Genomic DNA, 22,551 nt, shown 5'->3' on the forward strand with positions numbered 1-22,551 from the left:
GTAGAGTCCATGCGCCCGGAAATGGAGGTCCCGGCAGACCAGTTTCCCGGCATCGCCGAAAACTAAATGGCGAGAATGGCAAAGGAACTTCGCGAAACGGTCAACAACCGCTCCGCCCTGGACGCACCAAATCCTTCACATGGCTGAAAGAGGTGTTCGCCCCCCCTTGCCGCAGGCCGCCAACGCACATCGGCACGCCACGTACACCAGTCAGAACCAGAGAGACTTCATTCTATGTGCACCAGCGACCGGGCGCATGTGTTTAGCCTCGCCATGGCTCATGAAGAAGCCCCGGCGCGGGCGCGCCGGGGCTTCGGATGCTCAAGTCGTTCAAGCGGCTCGAATGCCACCCATCCCTGCAGAACACGCCCGCCGTGCGTTACTCCTCGGGCTCGAACGCAGACAGACCCTTGAGGATGTCGATGGCATAGGCAAGTTGGTAGTCTTCTTCGCGCAATGCGGCGGCGTCCTCGGCCTTCTGGCGCTCTTCCTCGATCTGCCGCCGTTCGTCTTCGGTCAAGCTGTCGTTGTCGAGCCGGCCGCGAAGATCGGCTTCCGATCTTGTGAAATGATCCAGCGCCTCGTTTTCTTCCTCATCCTCGGCGTCGGGGCGCGCGGCGGGTTGTTCCACGACGATATCGGGAGAGACGCCAAGCGCCTGGATCGACCGGCCAGACGGGGTGTAGTAGCGCGCCGTGGTCAGCCGCATCGCGCCGTCGCCCTTGAGCGGCATCACGGTCTGCACGGAGCCCTTACCGAAACTCTGCGTGCCCACGACAATGGCACGGCGATGGTCCTGCAGCGCGCCCGCAACGATCTCGGACGCCGAAGCCGAGCCACCGTTGATCAGCACGACGACGGGCTTGCCCTCCGCCAGATCTCCCTCGGTGGCGTTGTATCGGTCGCCATCCTGCGGGTCGCGGCCACGGGTGGAGACGATCTCGCCCTTGTCGAGGAAACCGTCGGACACCTTGATCGCCTGTGTCAGCAGGCCGCCCGGGTTATTGCGCAGGTCGAGCACGAAGCCGTTGACCTTGTCGATCCCGCCAAGCTCCTCGACCGCCTCTTTCATGCCTTCTTCGAGGTTGGGATAGGTCTGGTCGTTGAACGTCGTGATCCGAAGCACAACCGTGTCACCCTGGGTTCGCGTACGAACCGCCGTGAGCTTGATCGTGTCGCGGACGATGGTCACGTCAAAGGGCTCATCCAGACCTTCGCGGACAATGGTGATGAGGATCTCGGAGCCAACCGGGCCGCGCATCAGATCAACCGCATCATCCAGGGTCAGGCCAAGTACGCTTTCGCCATCGACGTGTGTGATGAAGTCGCCGGCCTCAATACCGGCCTCATCGGCCGGTGTATCATCGATGGGCGAGACGACTTTTACGAACCCTTCTTCCTGGGTCACTTCGATGCCCAGACCGCCGAATTCGCCACGGGTCTGCACGCGCATATCGTCGGCGTCATCTGGCGACAGGTAACTTGAATGCGGATCGAGCGATACGAGCATACCGTTGATCGCCGCCTCGATTAGCTCACGCTCGTCGACCTCCTCGACATACTGCGCGCGGATCCGCTCGAAAATATCCCCGAACAGGTCGAGTTGCTCATAGATCGAGCTTTTGCGGTCGGCCTCCTGGGCGAGCAACGGTCCTGCCACCTGGGTTGTCGCCACCGTGCCTGCCACCACGCCGCCAAGTGCGGCCATCACGAACTTCTTCATGCGGTCCTCATTCGTCCTGTATCGCAGCGAACCAGCCGGAGGGGTCCACCGGGGCCTCGCCCAGTCTCAGCTCCATATAGAGCGTTTCGCTGCGCTCGTCGCCCCTACTCTCTTGCGGATCGATGTCACCCGTACCCGTAGCGGGCATTGCGCCGCCCATCAATCCAAGAGGCGCACCGGCAGATATCACCTCGCCCGGCGCACCATAGACCGTTTCCATGCCGGCGAGCACCAGAAGAGTGTCATTGGCAGGCTCAACGATCATCACGTTTCCGTAGTCGAGCAATGGCCCCACGTAACGGATCGTGGCCGCCGCGGGCGACGTGACCATGGCACCGGGCCGCGTGGCAATGATCTGTCCCGGCCGTTTTGTGCCGGAGGCATCCGGCTGCCCGTAGCCGCGCAACAGAACGCCGCGTACGGGCCAGGGGAGCGTTCCGCGCAGGGCTGCGAAATCGGCATTCTCTTCGGGCGAGAGCGCGAGTGTGCCGAGGCCCGCGGCAAATGCATCGAGCGACTCGGAGGTTTCTCGCAAGCGCTTCATGCGCTCCGGATCTGCGGTGAAACGTTTCGGGAGATCCGTGCGGGCGGCCATTGCTTGCGATAGCGCGGCCCGCGCCTCCTGCACCCCACGCAAACCGTCCGAGAGCGCCTCCCCGGCCTCGTCCTGCACCGCGCGAAGCAGGACGATCTGTTCCAGATCGGCACGCAGGCGTTCCACGTCGGCCTGCACCTCCGGGGTAAGATCCCGCAGCATCATGGCGGACCGAGCCGTGCCGATTGGGCCGGACGGATGCAGCAGAAGAAGTGGCGCAGGAGACCTGCCGATCGACGTAAGCGCCCCCAAGAGTTGAGAAATGTCGGCCTCGCGCGCACTCAGCCGCTCGCTGAGTCTGCGCTCTTCACGAGCGGCAAGGCGCATACCGGCGCGCAAGGCGGCGAGACCGTCCTCGTATGCCTCCACGGTTCGTGTCAACGCGCGCACGCGGCTGCGCGCGCTACCGGCCTCCTGCAACGACTCTGCCGCGGCATCCAATTGGGCGGAGGCATCCCGGGCGAGATCCACCGGGCCGGTTTCGGCCAAGGCCACGGCCGAGACGGCGATCAGCGATGCGGCCAACAGCCCTGGTTTGATCATGTGTCGATCAGGCTCTTTCCAGTCATTTCCTCGGGCTGGGCAAGGCCCATGAGTTCGAGGATAGAGGGCGCGACATCGGCCAGTCTACCGTCGTGCAGCGCCGCGCCCTCGGGGCCGTTGAACAGGATGACGGGAACGAGGTTCGTGGTGTGGGCGGTATGCGGCCCACCGTCCTCTGCGAACATGGTCTCGCAATTGCCGTGGTCGGCGATCACGATCATGGCGCCGCCAACTTTCTCAAGTGCCGCCACGACCTTGCCAAGCCCATCATCCACCGCCTCGCAAGCCGCCATCGCGGCTTCAAGAATGCCGGTGTGCCCCACCATATCGGGGTTGGCGTAATTGGTGACGATCAGGTCATACCCCTGCTCGATGGCCTCGACGAACTTCTCGGTCACCTCGGGCGCCGACATTTCAGGCTGCAGGTCGTAGGTCGCCACCTTGGGCGATTTCGGCATGAAACGATCCTCGCCCGGATAGGGAGTCTCCACCCCGCCGTTGAGGAAGAATGTCACATGCGGGTACTTTTCCGTCTCCGCGAGGCGAAATTGCGTCTTGCCCTGCTTGGAGACCCATTCGCCCAGGGTATTCACGATGTCCTGCGCCGGGAAGATCACGTCCATGTACGCGTTGTGCTGGTCGGAGTACTCGACCATACCGCAGATCGCCCCCCAATCCGGCCGTGCGGAGGCGTCGAACTCGGCAAAGCCGGGCTCCGCCAGCGCCCTGAGGATCTCGCGGGCGCGGTCGGCGCGGAAATTGAGGAACAAAAGCCCGTCGCCATCGTTGGGCTGCACATAGCCGGCAACACGGGTGGCGGAGATGAACTCGTCGGTCTCGCCGCGATCGTAGGCGGCAGTGCAGGCGGCGGCGCCGCTATCCGCTTCGAAGTCGGCGGTGCCGGACACGAACAGGTCGAAACCCTTCTGCACCCGCTCCCAGCGGTTGTCGCGGTCCATCGCCCAGTAGCGGCCAACCACGCCGCCAACCCGCGCGCCCTCGGGCAGATCGGCTTCAAACTGCGCAACTTGCTCTGAGCCGGATTTCGGCGGAACGTCTCGTCCGTCGGTCAGCGCGATGATCTGCACTGGAACGCCGGCTTCCGCGATCACCTTGGCCGCGGCGACGATATGGTTCTGGTGCGAATGAACCCCGCCCGGCGAGACCAGGCCGGAGAGATGCGCTGTACCGCCTGTCTCCTTCAGCTTGGCGATGAAGCCCTGCAGCGCGTCCCTTTTCGGAAAGGACCCGTCCTCGATCGCCAGGTCGATCTGGCCGAGATCCATGGCAACGACGCGGCCGGCACCGATATTGGTATGCCCGACCTCCGAATTCCCCATTTGGCCAGTGGGCAGGCCCACGTCGTTCCCGAAGGTCACGAGCGTGGCTGTCGGGCAGGTTTCCATGAGCCGGTCGTAGGTTGGCGTTTTGGCCAGAACCGGCGAGTTACCTTCCTCCTTCGGCGGCTTGGTACCGATCCCCCAGCCATCGAGGATGCAAAGAACGACAGGTTTGGGAATGCTCATCGGGAGGTCTCCTTGGTTGCCGCTTTGGTAGTGCCGTTAGCGCCAAATTGGAACCGATAGAGCGCCGCAGGGCCGGAATTGCACGATTTCGCAGCGTGCATGGCTTGCCCGCGTGAGCCCCCCGAAAGAAACGATCTTTCCGGGAAAGATCGTGCCTTCGGCGAGGATGTTTAGAGACAGAAGAAGCGGTAAATCCCGCCGCCGCGCCGCAGGCGCGGCCCGGCCCAACCCCGAGCGACCGCCAGTGGCGGGAGACGAGGGGGCGGGAGTTCCCCGCGATCCGTCTATCAAACGCGGTGGTACGGGGCGCCGGCGAGGATGGACGTCGCGCGGTAGATCTGTTCGGCAAGCATCACGCGCGCCAGCATGTGCGGCCAGACCATCGGGCCGAAGGACAGGGCAAAATCCGCCTCCGCCACCAGCCCCGGATCAAGCCCGTCGGCACCACCAATCACAAAAGCAAGGGACTGCGAGCCCGTGTCCCGCCAGTCGGCGATCCGTTTCGCAAAACGAGGGGAGTCGAGTGTCTTTCCCCGTTCGTCCATCGCCACGAGCCGGGCGCCGCGCGGAAGCGCCTTGCGGATCAGCGCGGCCTCTCCCGCCTTGCCACCGCCCTTGCGTTCATCGACCTCCGCCACGGAGACCTGCGTAATCCCCAGCGGGCGGCCTGTACGTTCCGCGCGCTGGAGATACTCCGCAACCAGCGACATTTCGGGACCGGGCCGAAGCCGGCCGACGGCCACGATCTGCAGGCGCATCAGGTTTTCGGCGTCGCCTGCCCGACGCTGCCGGTGGGCAGCCACATCTTTTCGAGCTGGTAGAACTCGCGCACCTCGGGTCGGAACACGTGGACGATCACATCGCCCGCGTCAATCAGCACCCAGTCGCCCGCATCCTTGCCCTCGACCTTGGAGGAAATACCGAAGTCGGCCTTCAGCCGCTCCACGAGTTTCTCCGAAATCGCCGCGACCTGGCGCGATGAGCGGCCGGAACAGATGACCATCTGGTCCGCCATTTCCGATTTGCCGCGTAGGTCGATGGCGACCACGTCTTCGGCCTTGTCTTCGTCGAGTGAGAAGAGGATGCGTTCGAGCAGCGTGTCACCCGCAATGGTGGACTGGTCAAACTCGGTCGGCACGCTCATGGGTGCCACTTCTGCCGCCGTTGGCGTGGCGGCCTCCGCTTGGTGAGACAGGACATTGCCCTCCTGATAACGCGCCGCCTGCGTCCCGGCGCTGGACGTGGAACCACGATAGCACCGGAATCGTGACGGCTCAACGACAGCCACGCTGTGCACAGGTCCAGCCGAATTCTTGCATGGTTTCACGGCAACAGCGGCCCATTCAGTGCAGAATGCGGGTCGAAGCGCCGATTTTTGCGACCGACTCGGCGGTTTCTGCCCGTTGACCGGCAACCGCCTCGACGGCGACCGCGAGCAGCAGTAGCGCTGCGATCAGCGCAATGTGAACGTCTCTGTAGATCCTGCTCATCAGCGGGCGGTCCGATTGCTTGAAAAATCCGGGTGAGGAAGTTGCGGATAAAAGCGCTTTGAGGCAGGAGTTCAAGCCCTGCGACAAAATGTCAGGCTTACCAGGCATGCCATCATCCAGAACGGTCCAACGCTTCGCCAGGCGCACCGTCGAGGAGCCGCACTTCGCGCTGCGGGAACGGGATCTCGATATTTGCCGCCTGGAATGCATCCCAAAGCGCCAGGTAGACATCGCCCCGGACGTTGGTGAGCCCCTTGGTCGGGTCGGATATCCAGAAGCGCAACACGTAGTCGATGGAACTGTCGCCGAAGTTGGTGATATGGCAGACCGGTGTCCGCACCTTCAACACGCGTTCAACAGTCTCCGCCGCCTCGATCGCACTGCGCCGGACAAGATAGGGGTCACTCGCATAGGCCGCGCCGAATGTGATGTCGAGGCGGACGTACTGGTCGGAATGCGTCCAGTTCACGACCTGACCCGTAATCAGATCCTCGTTTGGTATCAGGTATTCCCGACCGTCGCGCGTTACCACCGAGACATAGCGGGCCCCAAGCGATTGGATCCAGCCGAAGGTCTCGCCGAGAGAGATGACGTCTCCCGGTTTGATAGATTCGTCCATCAGGATGATGATGCCCGAAACGATGTTGGAGACGATCTTCTGCAGGCCGAATCCGATGCCGACACCGATTGCCCCCGACAGCACGGTGAGCCCTGTCGGATCGAACCCGACGGCGCGCAATCCAAGGAAAACGGCGGATACGTACAATACCGCCTGTAGAATCTTGCCGAGCAGGACCCCGAGCGTGGGCGAGATATTCTCGCTCATGCGTATGCGCCGGTTCGCTGCATTGGAGACACCGCGTGCGAGAAAGACGAGCGCACCGGTGATGACCAGTGCCTGCACGACGTTCAGCAACGACAGACGGAAGGTCTTGATCTCGACGGCGATGGCATCGAACAGCGCATAAGCGTCATCCAGCAGCCCGACGAAGTAGAGCGTGACGTAGATCCACGCCGCCCAGTTCACAAGCCGCCGCATGAGCGGGTTCCCGATCAGGCGCGTCGCCACGCCGATGATGAGCCATGCAAGCGCAATCGTGCCGACAACGACCAGAATGTAACTTCGCGACGGAAAGAGACCCATGATCTCCCGCATCACGTAGATCGTTGCCCAGCAAAGTACGACGAAGGTGATTAGCCGGACGCGCCGTTGCAGCATGACGAGGATGCGGAGCTGCGCCTTGCTCCGCCCTTCCAGACCGCGGATCCAGTCGTGCATGCGTGGGGATACATACCACCCCACGAGCTGGGAAAGGACGAGCATTGCCGCGATCAGTCCTAGCTGGAACAATCGCGACGGTAAAAACATCAGGCGGGCGGAGAGCTCCAATTGCTCTGCGAGGGTTTTCAACTCTGCAAGGAAGGCCTGAATGTCCTGCTCCATGGTTCAGGATTGCATTCAAATTACCGGTGGTGCAATGCCCAAGCCCTTGCGGCGCGGGCCAAGTGATTGTACCGGAAGGCGCATGGCAAAGACCGTCGACATGGACGACCACGCGCGCCTGCCCTGGCGCTTTCATGGCCTCGAAGGCCGGGCCACCGCGAACCTATGAGCGCTGGCGGCCGGTAGGGTCGGCCGCCGCCCGCCACACTTCCATGTCGCACATCACATACCCGAACGAGAGAAAAGCAAATGACCGCCGCCAAGACGCTCTACGACAAGATCTGGGACGCCCACGTTGCCGATGAGGCGGAGGACGGGACCTGCCTGCTCTACATCGACCGCCACCTTGTCCACGAGGTCACGAGTCCGCAGGCGTTCGAAGGTCTGCGTATGGCCGGCCGGAAGGTGCGCGCGCCGGAGAAGACAATCGCCGTGCCCGATCACAACGTACCCACGACACCGGACCGCGAGCAGGGCATCAAGAACGAAGAGAGCCGCATCCAGGTTGAGGCGCTCGACAAGAATGCCCGCGAATTCGGCGTGAACTACTACCCTGTGGACGACATCCGGCAGGGAATCGTTCACATCGTCGGACCGGAACAGGGCTGGACGCTCCCCGGCATGACGGTCGTGTGCGGCGATAGCCACACCGCCACGCATGGTGCCTTCGGCGCGCTGGCCCACGGCATCGGCACGTCCGAAGTCGAGCACGTGCTCGCGACCCAGACGCTGATCCAGAAGAAATCCAAAAACATGAAGGTGGAGATCACCGGAAAGCTACGTCCGGGCGTCACTGCCAAGGACATCACCCTTGCGGTGATCGGCAAGACCGGCACCGCCGGCGGCACCGGCCACGTGATCGAGTACTGCGGCGAGGCGATCCGCTCGCTGTCCATGGAGGGTCGGATGACCGTCTGCAACATGGCGATCGAGGGCGGCGCGCGTGCCGGCCTGATTGCACCGGACGAAACGACCTTCGAATACATCAAGGGCCGCCCCCATGCACCGAAGGGCGCACAGTGGGAAGCCGCGCTGACCTGGTGGAAGACGCTCTACACCGATGAGGGCGCGCATTTCGACAAGGTCGTGACGATCAAGGGCGAGGATATCGCGCCCGTCGTCACATGGGGCACCTCGCCCGAGGACGTGCTGGCGATCACAGACAATGTGCCGAGCCCGGAGGATTTCGCTGGCGGCAAGGTTGACGCCGCCCGGCGTTCACTTGAGTACATGGGCCTGAAACCTGGCACGCCGTTGTCCGAGGTCGCAATTGACGCGGTTTTCATCGGGTCCTGCACGAATGGCCGGATCGAAGACCTGCGCGCCGCGGCGGAGATCGTGAAGGGCAAGAAAATCGCCACGGGTGTGCGCGGCATGGTCGTACCGGGTTCGGGCCTGGTTCGATTGCAGGCCGAGGAAGAAGGGCTGGCGGAGATCTTCGAGGCGGCGGGTTTCGAATGGCGCATGGCGGGCTGCTCCATGTGTCTGGCGATGAACCCGGACCAACTTGCGCCAGAAGAGCGTTGCGCCTCCACATCAAACCGCAATTTCGAGGGGCGGCAAGGGTTTAAGGGGCGTACACATCTGATGAGTCCGGCAATGGCGGCCGCCGCTGCGATCACGGGAAGGCTGACAGACGTCCGCGACCTGATGTAAGGTTCGACGCAGTATGCGTCGTATTTGGGATCAGTGTATTGGGGAGAGAAGCGGCATGAGCGAATGGGCACGGTGGCTTCTCCTTGGCGTATTGTCGGTCACCTTCGGCTCCTTTGCGCTGGCCAATGCCTATGGGGCATCTCAGGCGGTTACGCTCGTCACCGGATCTCTTCTCATTGTCGCCGGCGTCATCCAGGTCGGCGTCGGCATCCACGATACCGGTGCCGCGAACAAGCTGATCTCCGTGATCCTTGGCTTGCTGGTGACAACCCTGGGGTTGCTGCTACTGCGCAACCCTTTCCAGGGAATGCGCTCGCTGGCGCTACTTGTGACAGTTTTCATCGGTGCGGCCGGCGTTCTGCGGCTCGTCTGGGCATTACGGATGCGCAACACCAAATACTACTGGACGATGCTGATCTCCGGCGCGCTGTCGGTGCTTCTTGCCGGGTATATCTTCTCCAGCTTCGACCAGACATCCAAGCGCCTGTTGGGTACGCTCCTCGGGATCGAGATGATTTTCAACGGCGTCGCGCTTGTCGCGCTTGCATTGTTCCTGCGTGCCAATCGCGACGAGACGTAGCACGGCGCCGGGGCTCACCGCCACAGGAGGCGCCTACAGAAACACCTCGGTTACGGTCCACCAGGCGCCGACGGCCGCAATGACGGCAGAGGCCGGAATGGCCACGCGTGCCCGGTACCACGGTTGATGTCCGAACGGCAGACCGACCAGAATGAACGCCGCAAGGACCACGATGAGTTGACCGAGTTCGACCCCTATGTTGAACCCGATCAACCCGGCGGCGAATTGCCCTCCCTGCAAGCCGACCTCTTCCAGCACCGTGGCGAAACCCAATCCATGCAAGAGACCAAAGCCGAAAACCACTGCGATGCGAGCCCAGCCAAATTGTGCTCCGAGCATGTTCTCAACGGCGACATAGACAATGGACAGCGCGATGAGCGGCTCAACGATTGAGGACGGCACCGACAGGATCCCAAGAGCCGCGAGCGCGAGGCTGATGGTATGGGCTGCGGTAAATGCCGTGATCTGCGCCAGCAGCGGCCCAAGTCGTAGCGAATAGAAGAAAAGACCCAGTACAAACAAGATATGGTCAGTGCCCATGGGGACGATGTGATGAAACCCAGAGGCCACGTATCGCGTAAAGGTCTGCAGGGCGTCGTCTTGCTCCACCGCGGCGCGCGGAAGCGGCGCGCTCATCTCGCCGCTTCGAAGAATGGCCGTGTAGCCGGTACGCTCACCGCTGACATGCCGCACCGACAGTGGCCCCATTGTTCCGGACCAGCCAATGCGCACGGGGGTTCCGTCGTCCGGCAACGCGGCTCCGACCGTGAGGACGGACTCGCGCGGTCGTTCCACATCGCCCACCGCCGGTACTCGCAGTGCCAGCAAGTCCGGCGTGAGAGCCGTTTCCCCAGCCGTGAGGAAGAACTGTGATCTTATTGCGGGCCAGACACTCTGGAAGGCTGCCTCAAGTACCTCGGGATGCAGTGTCCTGAGACGATCATGATAGCCGGAGAGCGGCGAGTCGTTGGTGTCGGTCAGGCTCGCGAGGTCCATTCCAGCAACAAGCGGTTCCAGCGTAAGTCGGATGGACACCTCGACGCGGTCACGACCCACGGTCACATCCGCAACGGACGGCCGGAGCGGGTGGGCCAGTGTCGGCAACGTCACCGCAAAAAACAGCATGACACAGATCAGCCCGCGCCACGCAAGCGTCTGTGCAACGTCCCTGGCCGCAACGCCAAACCACACGCTCGAATTGACTGGGCCGTTCCGACGGCTTTCCACGACGCGCGCTAGATAACGGCGCGAATGCACGTCGCGCGGACCTACCCGGAATGGCGCACGGGATGTCTTTTTGGGGCGGAAGGGTCTCATTGTCTTCGTCCACATTGCACAGCGCCCGCGGCCGCGTCGTACCCCGCCACCGCGTTTCCGGCAACGCTTGCTCCCGCCATCGGCCTGCGGTATTTCCCCCCAACCCATCCCAGGAGCCAGATGCCATGGACAAGTTCACGACGCTGACAGGAATCGCTGCCCCGTTGCCGCTGATCAATATCGACACCGACATGATCATCCCAAAGCAGTTCCTGAAGACCATCAAGCGGTCCGGCCTCGGCGTGAACCTGTTCGACGAGATGCGCTACGATTCCGAAGGCAACGAAAACCCCGACTTCGTTCTGAACAAGCCCGCGTACCGGGAGTCGCAGATCCTTGTCGCGGGCGACAACTTCGGTTGCGGTTCGTCGCGCGAACACGCGCCCTGGGCGATCAAGGATTTCGGGATCCGCTGCGTGATTGCACCAAGCTTTGCCGACATCTTCTACAACAACTGCTTCAAGAACGGCATCCTGCCCATCGCCCTGCCGCAGGAAGACGTGGACAAGCTGATGGACGACGCCGAGCGGGGCGCCAACGCCGTGGTCACAATCGATCTGGAAAACCAGACCATCACCGGCCCCGACGGTGGCAAGATCTCGTTCGAGATCGACACCTTCAAGAAGCACTGCCTGTTGAACGGCCTTGATGATATCAGCCTTACGTTGGAAAAATCGGCCGCAATCGACACCTTCGAAACCCAGGCAGCACAATCTCGCCCTTGGGTTTGAAAACCGCAAAAACACAAGATGTTGGGCCGCCCCGGAAGGGCGGCCTTTTTTTTACCACATCTTTGATGCAAAGGCGCACCAGTTTCCCCGCAAAACCGCCGGATTGATTTTGTTAACCATAACCGTGACTTGCCGGGCGAAGTGAAAGAAGGCAGAAATTGGGCAAAGTTGAGGCAAAATCTCGTCGCAGGCGAGACAACAACGCCCGTAACAGGCCGCGGCAACGCATCGCGATCGGACGAGGCGAAGGAAACGGGTAGTGCTTACGAAGCTGACAAGCGCAGGTGTGCGCGCAATGCTCGTGGCGGTTCTGGTGGCGACGCCGTCGCTCCTACTTCCAGCCGTCAGCAGCGACACGTCCCAGATCGTGGTCCTGGTGGGCATGGCCTGCGCGGTGCTGACATTCGTCGAGTACGCCTCCGTTTATCCAAGCCTCGTGGAATTCCGCGACGCCCCACCCTTCAATCGCATCCGCTTCCTTTCCCTCTTCCTGACTGTCTTCCTGCTCTCCGTGCTTGCGCGGGGAATGGTCGTGCCCAACGGTTTGACATTGTTCATGCAGGCTGTCGGCGCATTGATTGGCTATGCGTTGGACTTCCCCTACAGCCCGGTGCGCCTGGTGCTTCTCAGCTTGCCCGATACCGCGACGGCAGCCCAGATCGGCCAGATACGGGCTGCCTCCGGAATGGCCTATCTCATCGGGTTACTGGCAATTACCTTCTTCTACCTGATCCTGAAGCTGCACAATTGGCCCTCCCAGTCGGGCGCATTCAATGTCTGGATCAATCTGCCGACGTTCGACCCGACGGCCGGCGGAGACGTGGTTGACCGCCTGAAGCGGGATGCGCGCGTTAACCTCGCGTTAGGCTTTCTCCTGCCATTCATGATCCCGGCGATCGGCAAGGCCGCGGCAGAGCTCTTCGGCAATGCGATGATCAATGAACCGCAAACGATGATCTGGATGGTGTCGCTTTGGGCCTTCCTGCCTCTCAGCCTGTTCATGCGAGGAATCGCGATGTCTCGCGTCGCGGATATGATCCTGCAAATGCGTCGGCGCACCACCGCCGATCCGGCCACTGGCGGTTTGCTCACAACCTGACCACAATCCTCTTGCTGACCTTGCTTCTGGGCCAGCCGGTTCAGGCCGAAGCAGTGCGCGTGGCCACCTTCGCCACGGAACTGACCCGCAAGGGGCCGGGGCTGCTGCTGCGCGACATACTGAAGGGCGAAGACCCGCAGGTCGCCGCCGTAACTGAGGTGATCGCGGCGGTCGATCCGGACATTCTCCTGCTTACGGACATGGACCAGGATCTCGGCAATGTGGCGCTTTCGGCCCTTGCCGAACGGCTGGCGACAGCCGGTAGTCGCTATTCGCACATCTTTAGCCTACGCTCCAATGCCGGCATGGCGACGGGGCTCGACATGGACGGCAATGGCCGCACGGGCGAGCCACGGGATGCCCAGGGCTATGGACGGTTTGCCGGACATGGTGGCATGGCACTCCTGAGCAAGTTCCCCGTAGATGCGCCGGCCGTCCGCGATTTCTCAGCGCTGCTATGGAAGGACCTGCCAGCAGCAACGATGCCAGTCCATGACGGTGCCCCATTTCCATCGGAGGCCGCACTGGATATCCAACGGCTCTCGTCGGCGGGTCACTGGGACGTTCCGGTGTTGCTGCCGGACGGAACCGCCCTGCATCTGCTGGCTTTCGCCGCCACACCGCCGGTCTTCGACGGCCCCGAGGATCGAAACGGGCTGCGCAACGCCGACGAGATCGGCCTTTGGCAATGTTATCTGGACGGCGATCTCGGTGTCGTACCTCCACACCGGTTCATCGTATTGGGCAAAGCCAATCTCGATCCGGAGGACGGCAACGGTCGTCATCCGGCAATTCGGGATTTATTGGCGGACCCTCGGCTGCAGGATCCTGCGCCGCGCGGCGGAGGCGCGAGTGCGCAATCACGTGGCCACTTGGGCGATCCCGCTCTCGATACGGCCGACTGGCCGGAGCCGGATGACGGCGGGCCGGGCAACCTGCGTGTGGACTATGTGCTTCCGGCAGCGGATCTGCTCGTCACCGGAAGCGGAGTTTTCTGGCCAAGCGGCGCCGCGGAAGGCATCGCCGGCGCAGCGTCACGCCATCGGCTGGTCTGGGTCGATCTGGATTTGGACGATTAGCGCCAGCATTCAGCCAGATCGCGCATCGCACGCGGTCCGATCTCGGAAGATCATTCAGCTCTCGAATTCCCATTGAAATCGACACGGATAACCGAAGACGCGGCAGGCGCGCTTCTTGACCGGCACCCTGCCCGCAGGTACCTCCGCCGGGACACACACTGCGAGGAGCCGACACGATGACCACCCCTTCCCTTCTGATCCTGCCCGGCGACGGCATCGGTGCAGAAGTCATGACCGAAGTTCGAAAGGTCATCGACTGGTTCGGCGCCAAGCGCGACCTTGCGTTCGACGTAACCGAGGATCTGGTCGGCGGCGCAGCCTATGACAAGCACGGCGTGCCCTTGTCGGATGCGACCATGGCAAAGGCACAGGAAGTCGACGCCATTCTTCTCGGCGCGGTTGGTGGCCCGCAATACGACGACCTCGACTTCTCCGTGAAGCCGGAACGTGGCCTGCTGCGCCTGCGCAAGGAAATGGACCTCTACGCCAACCTGCGCCCCGCCCAGTGTTTCGACGCGCTGGCGGATTTTTCCTCCCTCAAGCGCGACGTGGTCGCCGGGCTCGATATCATGATCGTGCGCGAATTGACCTCCGGCATCTACTTCGGCGAGCCGCGCGGGATTTTCGAAGAGAACGGAGAGCGCGTAGGCCTCAACACACAGCGATACACCGAGAGCGAAATCCGGCGCGTGGCACGTTCGGCATTCGAACTGGCCAAACGGCGAAACAACAAGGTCTGCTCCATGGAGAAGGCCAACGTGATGGAATCCGGCATTCTCTGGCGCGGCGTTGTATCGGAAGTCCACGAGAACGAGTATCCGGAAGTAGAACTCTCGCATATGTATGCCGACGCGGGCGGCATGCAGCTCTGCCGTTGGCCCAAGCAGTTTGACGTGATCGTCACCGACAACCTCTTCGGCGACCTTCTTTCGGACGTGGCAGCAATGCTCACCGGCTCGCTCGGGATGCTTCCCTCCGCCAGCCTCGGCGCGCCGATGGAAAACGGTCGGCCCAAAGCCATGTACGAGCCCGTACACGGCTCCGCACCGGACATTGCGGGCCAGGGCAAAGCCAACCCGATTGCGTGTATCCTGAGCTTCGCAATGGCGCTCCGCTATTCCTTCGACGAAGGCACGGAGGCCGACCGGCTGGAAGCCGCCGTCGAGAAAGTGCTCGCTGACGGACTGCGCACCGGCGATCTGATGGGCCCAGAAGGCGGCACGCCTGTCTCCACGTCCGAGATGGGCGACGCAATCGTGGCTGCACTCACCAGCTCACTCTGAGAGAGCATTCAGTGCCCGCCGTCTCGGCGGGCACCCGCATGTCGGCCCTCATAAGGCTCGTATGCGCTTTTCATCTCGGCGGATCGGCGGTATCGGTGAGCCACTCCCGCAACATTCTGGCCGGGCCTACCCACATGCAAAACAATACCAAAGGCGCCCTTCTGGCGCTTCTTGCCTTTGGCATCTTCTCCACGCACGACGTGCTGGTCAAATATCTCGGCGGGTCCTACTCGACCTTCCAGATCGTGTTTTTCAGCGTATTGCTGGGGTTTCCCATCGCGACGCTGATGCTGATGAATGACCGGATGGACGGCAACCTGCGCCCGCGCCACCCGTGGTGGACCGCGTTGCGCACCATTGCGTCTGTCACCGTTGCCGCTAGCGCGTTCTACGCCTTCTCCGTGCTCCCCATGGCGCAAGTCTATGCGATCCTGTTCACCTCGCCGCTCTTGATCACGCTGCTCGCAATTCCCGTGCTGGGCGAATCCGTCGGAATTCGCCGCTGGATGGCCGTCATTGTCGGCCTCTGCGGCGTGCTGATCGTCCTCAATCCCGCGTCGTCATCGTTCAACATCGGCCACGCCGCGGCGCTCACCGCTGCCTTCGGAAGCGCCCTTGCGTCGATCATCGTGCGCAAGATCGGCCACGAAGAGCGCAGCGTCGTACTCCTGCTCTACCCGATGATGGCAAACGTCATTCTGATGGGTGTTCTTTTGGCCTTTGTGTACAAACCGATGCCGATCCGAGACTTCGGTGTCGCGGCGCTCATCGCCGTCATGGCCTTCGCGGCGACGCTGATAATAATTGCCGCGTACAAGGCGGGCGAGGCCGTTATCGTCGCCCCGATGCAATACTCGCAGATCCTCTGGGCGACGGCATACGGCTTCCTCTTCTTCGACGAGCGTCCGTCACTCAACACCGCCGTCGGGGCATCCGTAATCATCGCCAGCGGTGTCTACATCGTCATGCGGGAGGGGCGCGGCAACACGTCGGAGAACCGCCCGGTGCTTCGCACGCGCAGCCGCTTCGACGCAGGGACCTACCTGCGCGTCGGCACGCTCCTGCGCCGTCAGGCCGCACAAGAAAAGGCGGCGGAAAACACAGAAGCATGACCGCAAACCCTTGCCATTACCCTGATGCTTCTGTAATCGCCACCGTCACGGTCGGAGTGTAGCTCAGCCTGGTAGAGCACTGTCTTCGGGAGGCAGGGGTCGGAGGTTCGAATCCTCTCACTCCGACCAATCGCACCAAATCGTCTACGAGACCATTTCGGTTCGGGCCCATGGCACGACCCGTGCGCCGCCGTACTGCACAGGCTTCCGGAAGTGAGCCGGTATCGGTAAGCTGGTGGCCGGGAGGTGACGCTGGTGGCACGGGAGCCCGAAAGTTCGCTCATGACCGAACCCGGTCCGTTCAACGACGCTGCATGGACAGAAGTCCTGCAGGCCGTGGACAGAACCTATTCGGAACTGGTGGGGTACCAGGAACAGCTCGAAACGCGAAACAACGAGCTTCAGGCTCTGCGGCTCGTTCTTGCTTCGATCCTGAACTCGGTCACCGATTTTCTCGTCGTGATTTCGCGCGACGGCCGGATCGAGGAGGCCAGCACATCGTTCCTCGCGGCGCTACAGGTGAACAAGGCTACGTTGCTTGAAACACGGGTTGTCGATTGTGTCGTTTCCAGCGATCGCCAGGCCCTGAGCGATGCCCTTGCACAAGTGACCCGCGGGCGCCAGGACGCCACCCTGGAGGTGCGCCTGGAGACGCCCACCGGCGACGACCCGGTGGAAATGCGGATCGCCCCGCGCCTAGACCGGCGCCGCAAGCAGGTGGGGGCCGTCCTGACCGGCCGGCCACTGGGAGAGTTGCGCCGCGCCTACTCCGAACTGGAGGAAAGTCACCGGGCGTTGCAGGACACACAATCTCAACTCGTCCGCAATGAGAAGCTCGCGTCACTCGGCCGATTGCTGGCTGGGGTCGCGCATGAACTGAACAACCCGATCAGCTTCGTTTACGCGAATGCCCACGCTCTGGAGAAATACGCGAGCCGATTCGAGACCTATTTCGAGCGTGTCCAGAACGGTGCCTCGCGGGACGAATTGATCGCGCTACGCCGCGAACTTCGCCTCGACCGCGAGATGAAGAATCTCCGGACCGCCGTCGACGGCGCTCGCGACGGGGCCGAACGTGTGCGCGATATCGTGGAAGATCTCCGTAGGCTGTCGGCGGATGGGTCCGGCGAAATGACCCGGTTCGATCTGGTGGAGACCTCACGGGTCGCGGCCGATTGGGTCGACCGTGGCACCAAGTCCGGCGTGAAGCTGATCTACGAGGGGCCGGGCCAGCTCATGGTATCCGGCCGCCCCGGGCACATCCAACAGGTGGTCATGAATCTGGTCCAGAACGCCGTGGATGCCGTTGCGGAGACCGAGGCGCCAGAGATCCGAATCTCGCATCGGCTGGAGGGCGAACGGGTGGTTCTGGAAGTGTCTGACAATGGTCCCGGCGTATCGCCGGAGCTGGCCGCAGCGATCTTTGACCCGTTCTTCACCACCAAGGATGTGGGCAGCGGCACCGGGCTCGGGCTGTCTATCAGCCACAAGATCGCCGAGGAGCACGGCGGCACGCTTCGGCTATGCGAACAGGTTCCGAACGGCGCCTGCTTCCGGCTCGAACTTCCTGCAGTGGGCCAGCGCCCGTGAACGTTCTATGGCTGCAATCGGCCGGCTGCGGCGGGTGCACGATGTCGCTGCTCTGCGCCGAAGATCCAAACCTCTTGGACACGTTCGACGCCAACGGGCTTACCTTCCTGTGGCACCCGGCGCTCAGCATCGAGACCGGAGCCGAGGTGCGGCGTCTGCTGGAACGCTGCCTCTCAGGCGAACAGAGACTCGACATCCTGTGTGTGGAAGGGTCTATCCCGCGCGGACCGAGGGGAACGGGGCGCTACCACATGCTGGCTGGCACTGGCCGGCCAATGCTGGATTGGGTCCGGGAGCTTGCGGCCGTCGCGCACCACGTTGTCGCCGTCGGCACCTGCGCGACCTACGGCGGGGTCACCACGGCCGGTGAGAACCCGTCCGACAGTGTCGGACTGCAGTACGACGGCAGCCATGCGGGCGGTGTACTGCCAGAAGCGTTCCGATCCGGCTCGGGCTTGCCGGTGATCAACGTCGCCGGCTGCCCCACTCATCCTGGCTGGGTGGTCGAAACACTGCTGATGCTGGAAAACGGCGTGCTTGACCAAGACCAAATCGACCCGTTGGCACGACCGCGCTTCTATGCGGACCATCTGGTACATCACGCCTGCCCCAAGAACGAGTACTATGAATACAAGGCCAGCGCCGAGCGACTTTCCGATCTTGGTTGCATGATGGAGAACCTCGGCTGCGTCGGAACGCAGGCTGTGGGCGATTGCAACATTCGTCCATGGAACGGCGAAGGGAGTTGCACACGCGCCGGCTATCCCTGCATCAATTGCACAGCTCCGGAGTTCGAGGAGCCGCACCACGCATTCACCGAGACACCGAAGTTTGCCGGAATCCCGGTGGGATTGCCGACGGACATGCCAAAGGCCTGGTTCATGGCGCTCGCCTCGCTCTCCAAGGCCGCGACGCCGAAGCGGATCGGCACCAACGCCACATCGGACCGCATTCGCATTCCGCCACAACCGAAGGCGAAGAAACCGTGAATGGCACACGCCTGCTCGTCGGCCCTTTCAACCGCGTCGAGGGGGATTTGGAAATCCGCCTCGATGTCGAAGACGGACAAGTCTCAGCAGCCTACGTGAACTCACCGCTGTATCGCGGCTTCGAACGGATGCTGCTCGACAAGGACCCGCGCGATGCGCTGACACTCACGCCGCGGATCTGTGGAATCTGCTCCATCAGCCAATCGGTCGCTGCCGCTGCAGCGCTCGGCGACGCGGCAGGTTTACCTGCGGCACCGCAAGGGGCCCTTGTGACCCAATTGCTGCACGCGGTGGAGAACGTTTCCGACCATATTACGCACTTTAACCTGTTCTTCATGCCGGATTTCACCCGGCCGGTTTATGCGCCTCACGCGTGGCGTGACGAGGCGGTAGAGAGGTTTGCCGCGCTCAAAGGCTCTGCGCAGCACGCGGCCATCGACGCTCGTGCGAAACTGATGCACATCACCGGCCTTCTCGCAGGTAAATGGCCGCACACGTTGGCGATCCAGCCCGGCGGCGCAACAAAGGCCCCGACCCAGAGGGACCGCACGCGCATCCTTCTCAGCCTGCGGGCGTTCCGAAAATACCTAGAAACGCACCTCTTCGGAGCGCCGGTGGAATCGGTCGCGGACCTCGGCAATGCGGACGCGTTGATGGCCTGGGAGAGGGGCGATCTCGGGTTCTTCTTGCGCATAGCCACCGATCTCGGCCTGGACGGCCTCGGACGCGGCTGTGGCCGATACCTCTCCTTCGGTGCCTATCCGGGAGCCGATGGACCGCTCTTCGCCCGGGGCGTTTGGGTCGACGGCGCGGCCGAACCGCTCGACACCTCGGCTATCGCGGAGGACCTTTCGCACGCCTGGATGTTGGGTCCGACGGCCCATCCCACCGCTGGCGAGACGCTCCCCGACGAAGAAATGCGTGAGAGCGCCTACAGCTGGTGCAAGGCACCGCGGCTCGGTGGCGAGATCGCCGAAACGGGTGCGCTTGCCCGTCAAGTCGTCGATGGCCATCCGCTTGCGCTAGAACTCGCCCAATCGGGTGGCGTTCTGGCCCGCGTGGCCGGCCGGCTGCTGGAAGTCGCCCGCACCCAGATCGCCATGGAGCGTTGGGCCTCGGCGCTCCGCCCTGAAGAACCGTTCATGCATCACGTCGACTTGCCGAAATCAGCGAGCGGCGCGGGATTGGTCGAGGCCGCGCGCGGAGCGCTAGGCCATTGGTTGCGGATCGAGGACGGGCGCATTGGCGCCTATCAGATCATCGCGCCGACGACGTGGAACTTCAGCCCGCGAGATGCATCGGATCAAGCCGGCCCCGTGGAGCAGGCACTTGTCGGCGCCGAGGTACGACCGGGCGAGGATTCGCCCGTCGCCGTGCAGCATATCGTGCGCAGCTTCGATCCCTGCATGGTCTGCACGGTGCATTGATGATTGCGGGCCGCCGGATCCGCGTGCGCGGCCAGGTTCAGGGCGTCGGGTTTCGCCCGTTCGTCTGGCAACTGGCCCGCGCGCTCGGCTTGCGCGGCGACGTGGTGAACGACCCCGACGGCGTGTTGATCCGGGCCTGCGGCGGCGATCTTGACACATTCGAGGAGCGCCTGTCAGCCGATGCCCCTAAACTCGCCCGTGTCGACCTGGTCGAAAGCGCACCGCTGAGCTTCGATCCGCCACCGGATTTCCGTATCGCAGCCTCCGAAGGCGCAGGGGCGCGCACTCGCGTCACGCCCGATGCCGCGACCTGCCCCGATTGCTTGCGCGAGATCCGGAACCCGGATGACCGGCGTCATGGCTATGCCTTTGCCAATTGCACACACTGCGGCCCCCGTTTCACCATACTGAAAGGGCTGCCCTATGACCGTTCGCAAACCTCCATGGCCGCCTTCGAGATGTGCCCCGCCTGCGCGGCGGAATACGCCGATCCCCTGGACCGCCGGTTCCACGCCCAGCCCGTCGCCTGTGCGGAATGCGGTCCACGCCTGTGGTTCGAACAGGATGGGAGGGAAAGGCCCGGTGATGCTATAGCCCTCGCGGCCCGCCTGCTGGGAGAGGGTGGTATCGTTGCCGTCAAGGGACTGGGTGGCTTCCACCTCGCCTGCGACGCCACCGACCCGACCGCGCTGGACCGCCTTCGAACGCGCAAGCGCCGCCCCACCAAGCCTTTCGCGCTGATGGGTACCGAAGAGATGATCTCGCGTCATGCGGCCCTCTCAGAGGCCGAGCGCGCCCGGCTCCACGACCCCGCCGCACCGATCCTGCTCTTGAAGCAGCAAGGCACCGCTTTGCCGCAGGCCGTTGCGCCGGGGCAGACAACGCTCGGCTGGATGCTGCCCTACACGCCACTCCATCACCTGTTGTTAGACGCGTTTGGGGGCCCGTTGGTAATGACGTCCGGCAATCTCTCCGGCGAGCCGCAGGTGACTGGCAACAGCGCCGCCCGGGAGAAACTCGCCGAATTCGCAGACGCTTTCCTGATGCATGATCGCGAGATCCTCCGCCGATTGGACGATGGCGTAGAGAGACTGACGCCGCAGGGGCCGATGATCCTGCGGCGTGCGCGTGGCCAGGTACCCGGCACGCTGCCGTTGCCACCCGGTTTCGAAGAGGCGCCCCAGATTACTGCGTACGGTGGCCAGATGAAGGGCGCGATCTGCCTGATCAAGGACGGCCAGGCGCTGCTCTCGCACCATCTGGGCGATCTTGACGACGCGCTGACATGGGACGCCTTCTTGCAAGCGGAGGCAGATTACACTGCGCTGTGCGACCACGCGCCAGCGGGGTTTGCCTGCGACCTGCATCCGGAGTTTCGAACCTCGCAACACGCACGCGACAAGGTGGGCGCGCGACCATTGATCGAGGTACAGCACCACCATGCCCATCTCGCATCCTGCCTGGCCGAGAATGGCTGGCCGCGCGACGGCGGGCGCGTTGCCGGGATCATCCTCGATGGCCTCGGTCTTGGCCCAGACGGTACGGTCTGGGGTGGCGAGGTGCTACTTGGCGACTACTCCGGTTTCGACCGCCGAGCCTGGCTAAAGCCTGCGCCACTGATTGGAGGAGATGCCGCAAATCGTGAGCCGTGGCGAAATGCGCTGGTACGGCTTGACGCGGTGGGGCTTGGGCACGTGGCCGACGAGCTCTTCGCGGACGCGCCAGTGACCCTCGCACGAAAGGCCGTGATCGCGGGGCTGAATGCGCCGCTCTCCTCCTCCGCCGGGCGACTCTTCGATGCGGTGGCCGCCATTCTCGGGATTTGTCCCGAGAAGCAGAGTTACGAGGGAGAGGCCGCAATGCGGCTGGAGGCGTTGGCCACGCAAGGGAGGGACCATCCGGGATACGGCTACGACCGGGACGGGGGGGAGTTCGATCCGGCCGCCATGTTTCATTGCTTGCTCGACGATCTTCGGGCCCTCGAGACCGGCCGTCAGAGCGTGGAAGACATTGCTCTGCGATTTCACGCCGGATTGGCGCGCACCTTCGCTTCGGCGGCCCGGCACCTCCTGGACGCGGGCGAGGCTCAGGCAGTTGCCCTCTCCGGTGGGTGCTTCCAAAATGCTCTGCTCCTCGATTTGACCCTTCGTTGGCTGGGCGATGTACCCGTGCTCCTGCATCACAAGGTCCCCGCCAACGACGGTGGATTGGCGCTTGGTCAGGCGTTGGTGGCGGCTGACCACATTCTTCGGATGGCGGAAAGCGGTTAACCGGCTCCGCGAATGGCCGGTAACCGCCCATCCGGCTGGGATGCACCACTCGGCAACCGGATAGCCTCCAATCCAATGAAAACACGGCGATTTTTAC

General features: G+C 63.1%; 19 protein-coding genes and 1 tRNA gene. 12 read left to right on the forward strand and 8 right to left on the reverse strand.

Annotated elements, in window-relative coordinates; translation table 11 throughout:
• Positions 1 to 379 precede the first annotated feature (379 nt).
• The 7 genes from ARC39_RS10605 to ARC39_RS10635 form a co-directional block, all read right to left on the reverse strand.
• Complete coding sequence (locus ARC39_RS10605; protein WP_068114167.1) at positions 380 to 1,723, reverse strand: S41 family peptidase; 1,344 nt, start codon at positions 1,721 to 1,723, stop codon at positions 380 to 382.
• Between the two features lie 7 nt (positions 1,724 to 1,730).
• Positions 1,731 to 2,861 (reverse strand): murein hydrolase activator EnvC family protein, encoded by a 1,131-nt coding sequence (locus tag ARC39_RS10610; RefSeq protein WP_068114171.1) that lies wholly within the window; start codon positions 2,859 to 2,861, stop codon positions 1,731 to 1,733.
• Positions 2,858 to 4,387, reverse strand: a complete 1,530-nt coding sequence (gpmI, locus tag ARC39_RS10615) for a 2,3-bisphosphoglycerate-independent phosphoglycerate mutase (protein WP_068114173.1) — start codon at positions 4,385 to 4,387, stop codon at positions 2,858 to 2,860. Before gpmI ends, ARC39_RS10610 begins: the two co-directional genes overlap by 4 nt.
• Before the next feature lie 287 nt (positions 4,388 to 4,674).
• Positions 4,675 to 5,145 (reverse strand): 23S rRNA (pseudouridine(1915)-N(3))-methyltransferase RlmH, encoded by a 471-nt coding sequence (rlmH, locus tag ARC39_RS10620; protein ID WP_068114178.1) that lies wholly within the window; start codon positions 5,143 to 5,145, stop codon positions 4,675 to 4,677.
• Entirely contained in the window at positions 5,145 to 5,531 is a 387-nt protein-coding gene (gene rsfS, locus ARC39_RS10625; protein WP_068114181.1) for a ribosome silencing factor, read from the reverse strand. Before rsfS ends, rlmH begins: the two co-directional genes overlap by 1 nt.
• Before the next feature lie 199 nt (positions 5,532 to 5,730).
• Positions 5,731 to 5,877 carry a hypothetical protein gene (locus tag ARC39_RS25850; RefSeq protein WP_161470953.1) on the reverse strand — a complete coding sequence of 49 codons (147 nt, stop codon included), beginning with the start codon at positions 5,875 to 5,877 and terminating at the stop codon, positions 5,731 to 5,733.
• A 112-nt stretch (positions 5,878 to 5,989) separates the two neighbouring features.
• Complete coding sequence (locus tag ARC39_RS10635; protein WP_068114188.1) at positions 5,990 to 7,321, reverse strand: mechanosensitive ion channel family protein; 1,332 nt, start codon at positions 7,319 to 7,321, stop codon at positions 5,990 to 5,992.
• A gap of 249 nt (positions 7,322 to 7,570) precedes the next feature.
• Here ARC39_RS10635 and leuC point away from each other — a divergent pair, with 249 nt between their 5' ends.
• A complete protein-coding gene (gene leuC / locus ARC39_RS10640) occupies positions 7,571 to 8,977 on the forward strand; it encodes a 3-isopropylmalate dehydratase large subunit (RefSeq protein ID WP_068114191.1) in 1,407 nt (468 codons plus the stop codon).
• Positions 8,978 to 9,032: 55 nt separating this feature from the next.
• The gene (locus ARC39_RS10645) at positions 9,033 to 9,557 is read left to right on the forward strand and encodes an HdeD family acid-resistance protein (protein ID WP_068114205.1); all 525 of its coding nucleotides are present in this window, start codon (positions 9,033 to 9,035) and stop codon (positions 9,555 to 9,557) included.
• 33 nt (positions 9,558 to 9,590) lie between these two features.
• On the opposite strand, the gene ARC39_RS10650 is transcribed toward ARC39_RS10645, so the two are convergent.
• On the reverse strand, positions 9,591 to 10,682 hold the full coding sequence (locus ARC39_RS10650; RefSeq protein WP_068114464.1) for a HupE/UreJ family protein: 1,092 nt from the start codon (positions 10,680 to 10,682) through the stop codon (positions 9,591 to 9,593).
• Between the two features lie 317 nt (positions 10,683 to 10,999).
• On the opposite strand from ARC39_RS10650, the gene leuD reads away from it, so the two are divergent.
• The 10 genes from leuD (at position 11,000) to hypF (ending at position 22,454) form a co-directional block, all read left to right on the forward strand.
• Positions 11,000 to 11,605 carry a 3-isopropylmalate dehydratase small subunit gene (gene leuD / locus ARC39_RS10655; RefSeq protein WP_068114207.1) on the forward strand — a complete coding sequence of 202 codons (606 nt, stop codon included), beginning with the start codon at positions 11,000 to 11,002 and terminating at the stop codon, positions 11,603 to 11,605.
• A gap of 259 nt (positions 11,606 to 11,864) precedes the next feature.
• A complete protein-coding gene (locus ARC39_RS10660; protein WP_068114211.1) occupies positions 11,865 to 12,704 on the forward strand; it encodes a hypothetical protein in 840 nt (279 codons plus the stop codon).
• 11 nt (positions 12,705 to 12,715) lie between these two features.
• Positions 12,716 to 13,783, forward strand: coding sequence for an endonuclease/exonuclease/phosphatase family protein (locus ARC39_RS10665; protein WP_068114215.1), 1,068 nt, complete (start codon positions 12,716 to 12,718; stop codon positions 13,781 to 13,783).
• 176 nt (positions 13,784 to 13,959) lie between these two features.
• Positions 13,960 to 15,066 (forward strand): 3-isopropylmalate dehydrogenase, encoded by a 1,107-nt coding sequence (leuB, locus tag ARC39_RS10670; RefSeq protein ID WP_068114219.1) that lies wholly within the window; start codon positions 13,960 to 13,962, stop codon positions 15,064 to 15,066.
• A 134-nt stretch (positions 15,067 to 15,200) separates the two neighbouring features.
• Positions 15,201 to 16,178 (forward strand): DMT family transporter, encoded by a 978-nt coding sequence (locus ARC39_RS10675; protein ID WP_068114223.1) that lies wholly within the window; start codon positions 15,201 to 15,203, stop codon positions 16,176 to 16,178.
• Between the two features lie 52 nt (positions 16,179 to 16,230).
• Positions 16,231 to 16,307: transfer RNA gene (locus ARC39_RS10680), tRNA-Pro, on the forward strand.
• A gap of 153 nt (positions 16,308 to 16,460) precedes the next feature.
• A complete protein-coding gene (locus ARC39_RS10685; RefSeq protein ID WP_068114226.1) occupies positions 16,461 to 17,768 on the forward strand; it encodes a sensor histidine kinase in 1,308 nt (435 codons plus the stop codon).
• Positions 17,765 to 18,757, forward strand: a complete 993-nt coding sequence (locus ARC39_RS10690) for an NADH-quinone oxidoreductase subunit B family protein (RefSeq protein ID WP_068114230.1) — start codon at positions 17,765 to 17,767, stop codon at positions 18,755 to 18,757. Before ARC39_RS10685 ends, ARC39_RS10690 begins: the two co-directional genes overlap by 4 nt.
• The gene (locus tag ARC39_RS10695; protein ID WP_068114232.1) at positions 18,754 to 20,184 is read left to right on the forward strand and encodes a nickel-dependent hydrogenase large subunit; all 1,431 of its coding nucleotides are present in this window, start codon (positions 18,754 to 18,756) and stop codon (positions 20,182 to 20,184) included. The genes ARC39_RS10690 and ARC39_RS10695 overlap by 4 nt, the downstream gene beginning before the upstream one ends.
• The gene (hypF, locus tag ARC39_RS10700) at positions 20,184 to 22,454 is read left to right on the forward strand and encodes a carbamoyltransferase HypF (protein WP_068114233.1); all 2,271 of its coding nucleotides are present in this window, start codon (positions 20,184 to 20,186) and stop codon (positions 22,452 to 22,454) included. The genes ARC39_RS10695 and hypF overlap by 1 nt, the downstream gene beginning before the upstream one ends.
• Positions 22,455 to 22,551 lie beyond the last annotated feature (97 nt).

The organism is Tropicimonas marinistellae, from assembly GCF_001509585.1.
Classification (GTDB): Bacteria; Pseudomonadota; Alphaproteobacteria; order Rhodobacterales; family Rhodobacteraceae; genus Tropicimonas; species Tropicimonas marinistellae.

Bases quoted from the DNA above. Each gene is read 5' to 3' on its own strand.
- ARC39_RS10605 (WP_068114167.1), bottom strand. From the start codon at position 1,723: ATGAAGAAGTTCGTGATGGCCGCACTTGGCGGCGTGGTGGCAGGCACG.
- ARC39_RS10610 (WP_068114171.1), bottom strand. From the start codon at position 2,861: ATGATCAAACCAGGGCTGTTGGCCGCATCGCTGATCGCCGTCTCGGCC.
- gpmI (WP_068114173.1), bottom strand. From the start codon at position 4,387: ATGAGCATTCCCAAACCTGTCGTTCTTTGCATCCTCGATGGCTGGGGG.
- rlmH (WP_068114178.1), bottom strand. From the start codon at position 5,145: ATGCGCCTGCAGATCGTGGCCGTCGGCCGGCTTCGGCCCGGTCCCGAA.
- rsfS (WP_068114181.1), bottom strand. From the start codon at position 5,531: ATGAGCGTGCCGACCGAGTTTGACCAGTCCACCATTGCGGGTGACACG.
- ARC39_RS25850 (WP_161470953.1), bottom strand. From the start codon at position 5,877: ATGAGCAGGATCTACAGAGACGTTCACATTGCGCTGATCGCAGCGCTA.
- ARC39_RS10635 (WP_068114188.1), bottom strand. From the start codon at position 7,321: ATGGAGCAGGACATTCAGGCCTTCCTTGCAGAGTTGAAAACCCTCGCA.
- leuC (WP_068114191.1), top strand. From the start codon at position 7,571: ATGACCGCCGCCAAGACGCTCTACGACAAGATCTGGGACGCCCACGTT.
- ARC39_RS10645 (WP_068114205.1), top strand. From the start codon at position 9,033: ATGAGCGAATGGGCACGGTGGCTTCTCCTTGGCGTATTGTCGGTCACC.
- ARC39_RS10650 (WP_068114464.1), bottom strand. From the start codon at position 10,682: ATGCTGTTTTTTGCGGTGACGTTGCCGACACTGGCCCACCCGCTCCGG.
- leuD (WP_068114207.1), top strand. From the start codon at position 11,000: ATGGACAAGTTCACGACGCTGACAGGAATCGCTGCCCCGTTGCCGCTG.
- leuB (WP_068114219.1), top strand. From the start codon at position 13,960: ATGACCACCCCTTCCCTTCTGATCCTGCCCGGCGACGGCATCGGTGCA.
- ARC39_RS10675 (WP_068114223.1), top strand. From the start codon at position 15,201: ATGCAAAACAATACCAAAGGCGCCCTTCTGGCGCTTCTTGCCTTTGGC.
- ARC39_RS10685 (WP_068114226.1), top strand. From the start codon at position 16,461: ATGACCGAACCCGGTCCGTTCAACGACGCTGCATGGACAGAAGTCCTG.
- hypF (WP_068114233.1), top strand. From the start codon at position 20,184: ATGATTGCGGGCCGCCGGATCCGCGTGCGCGGCCAGGTTCAGGGCGTC.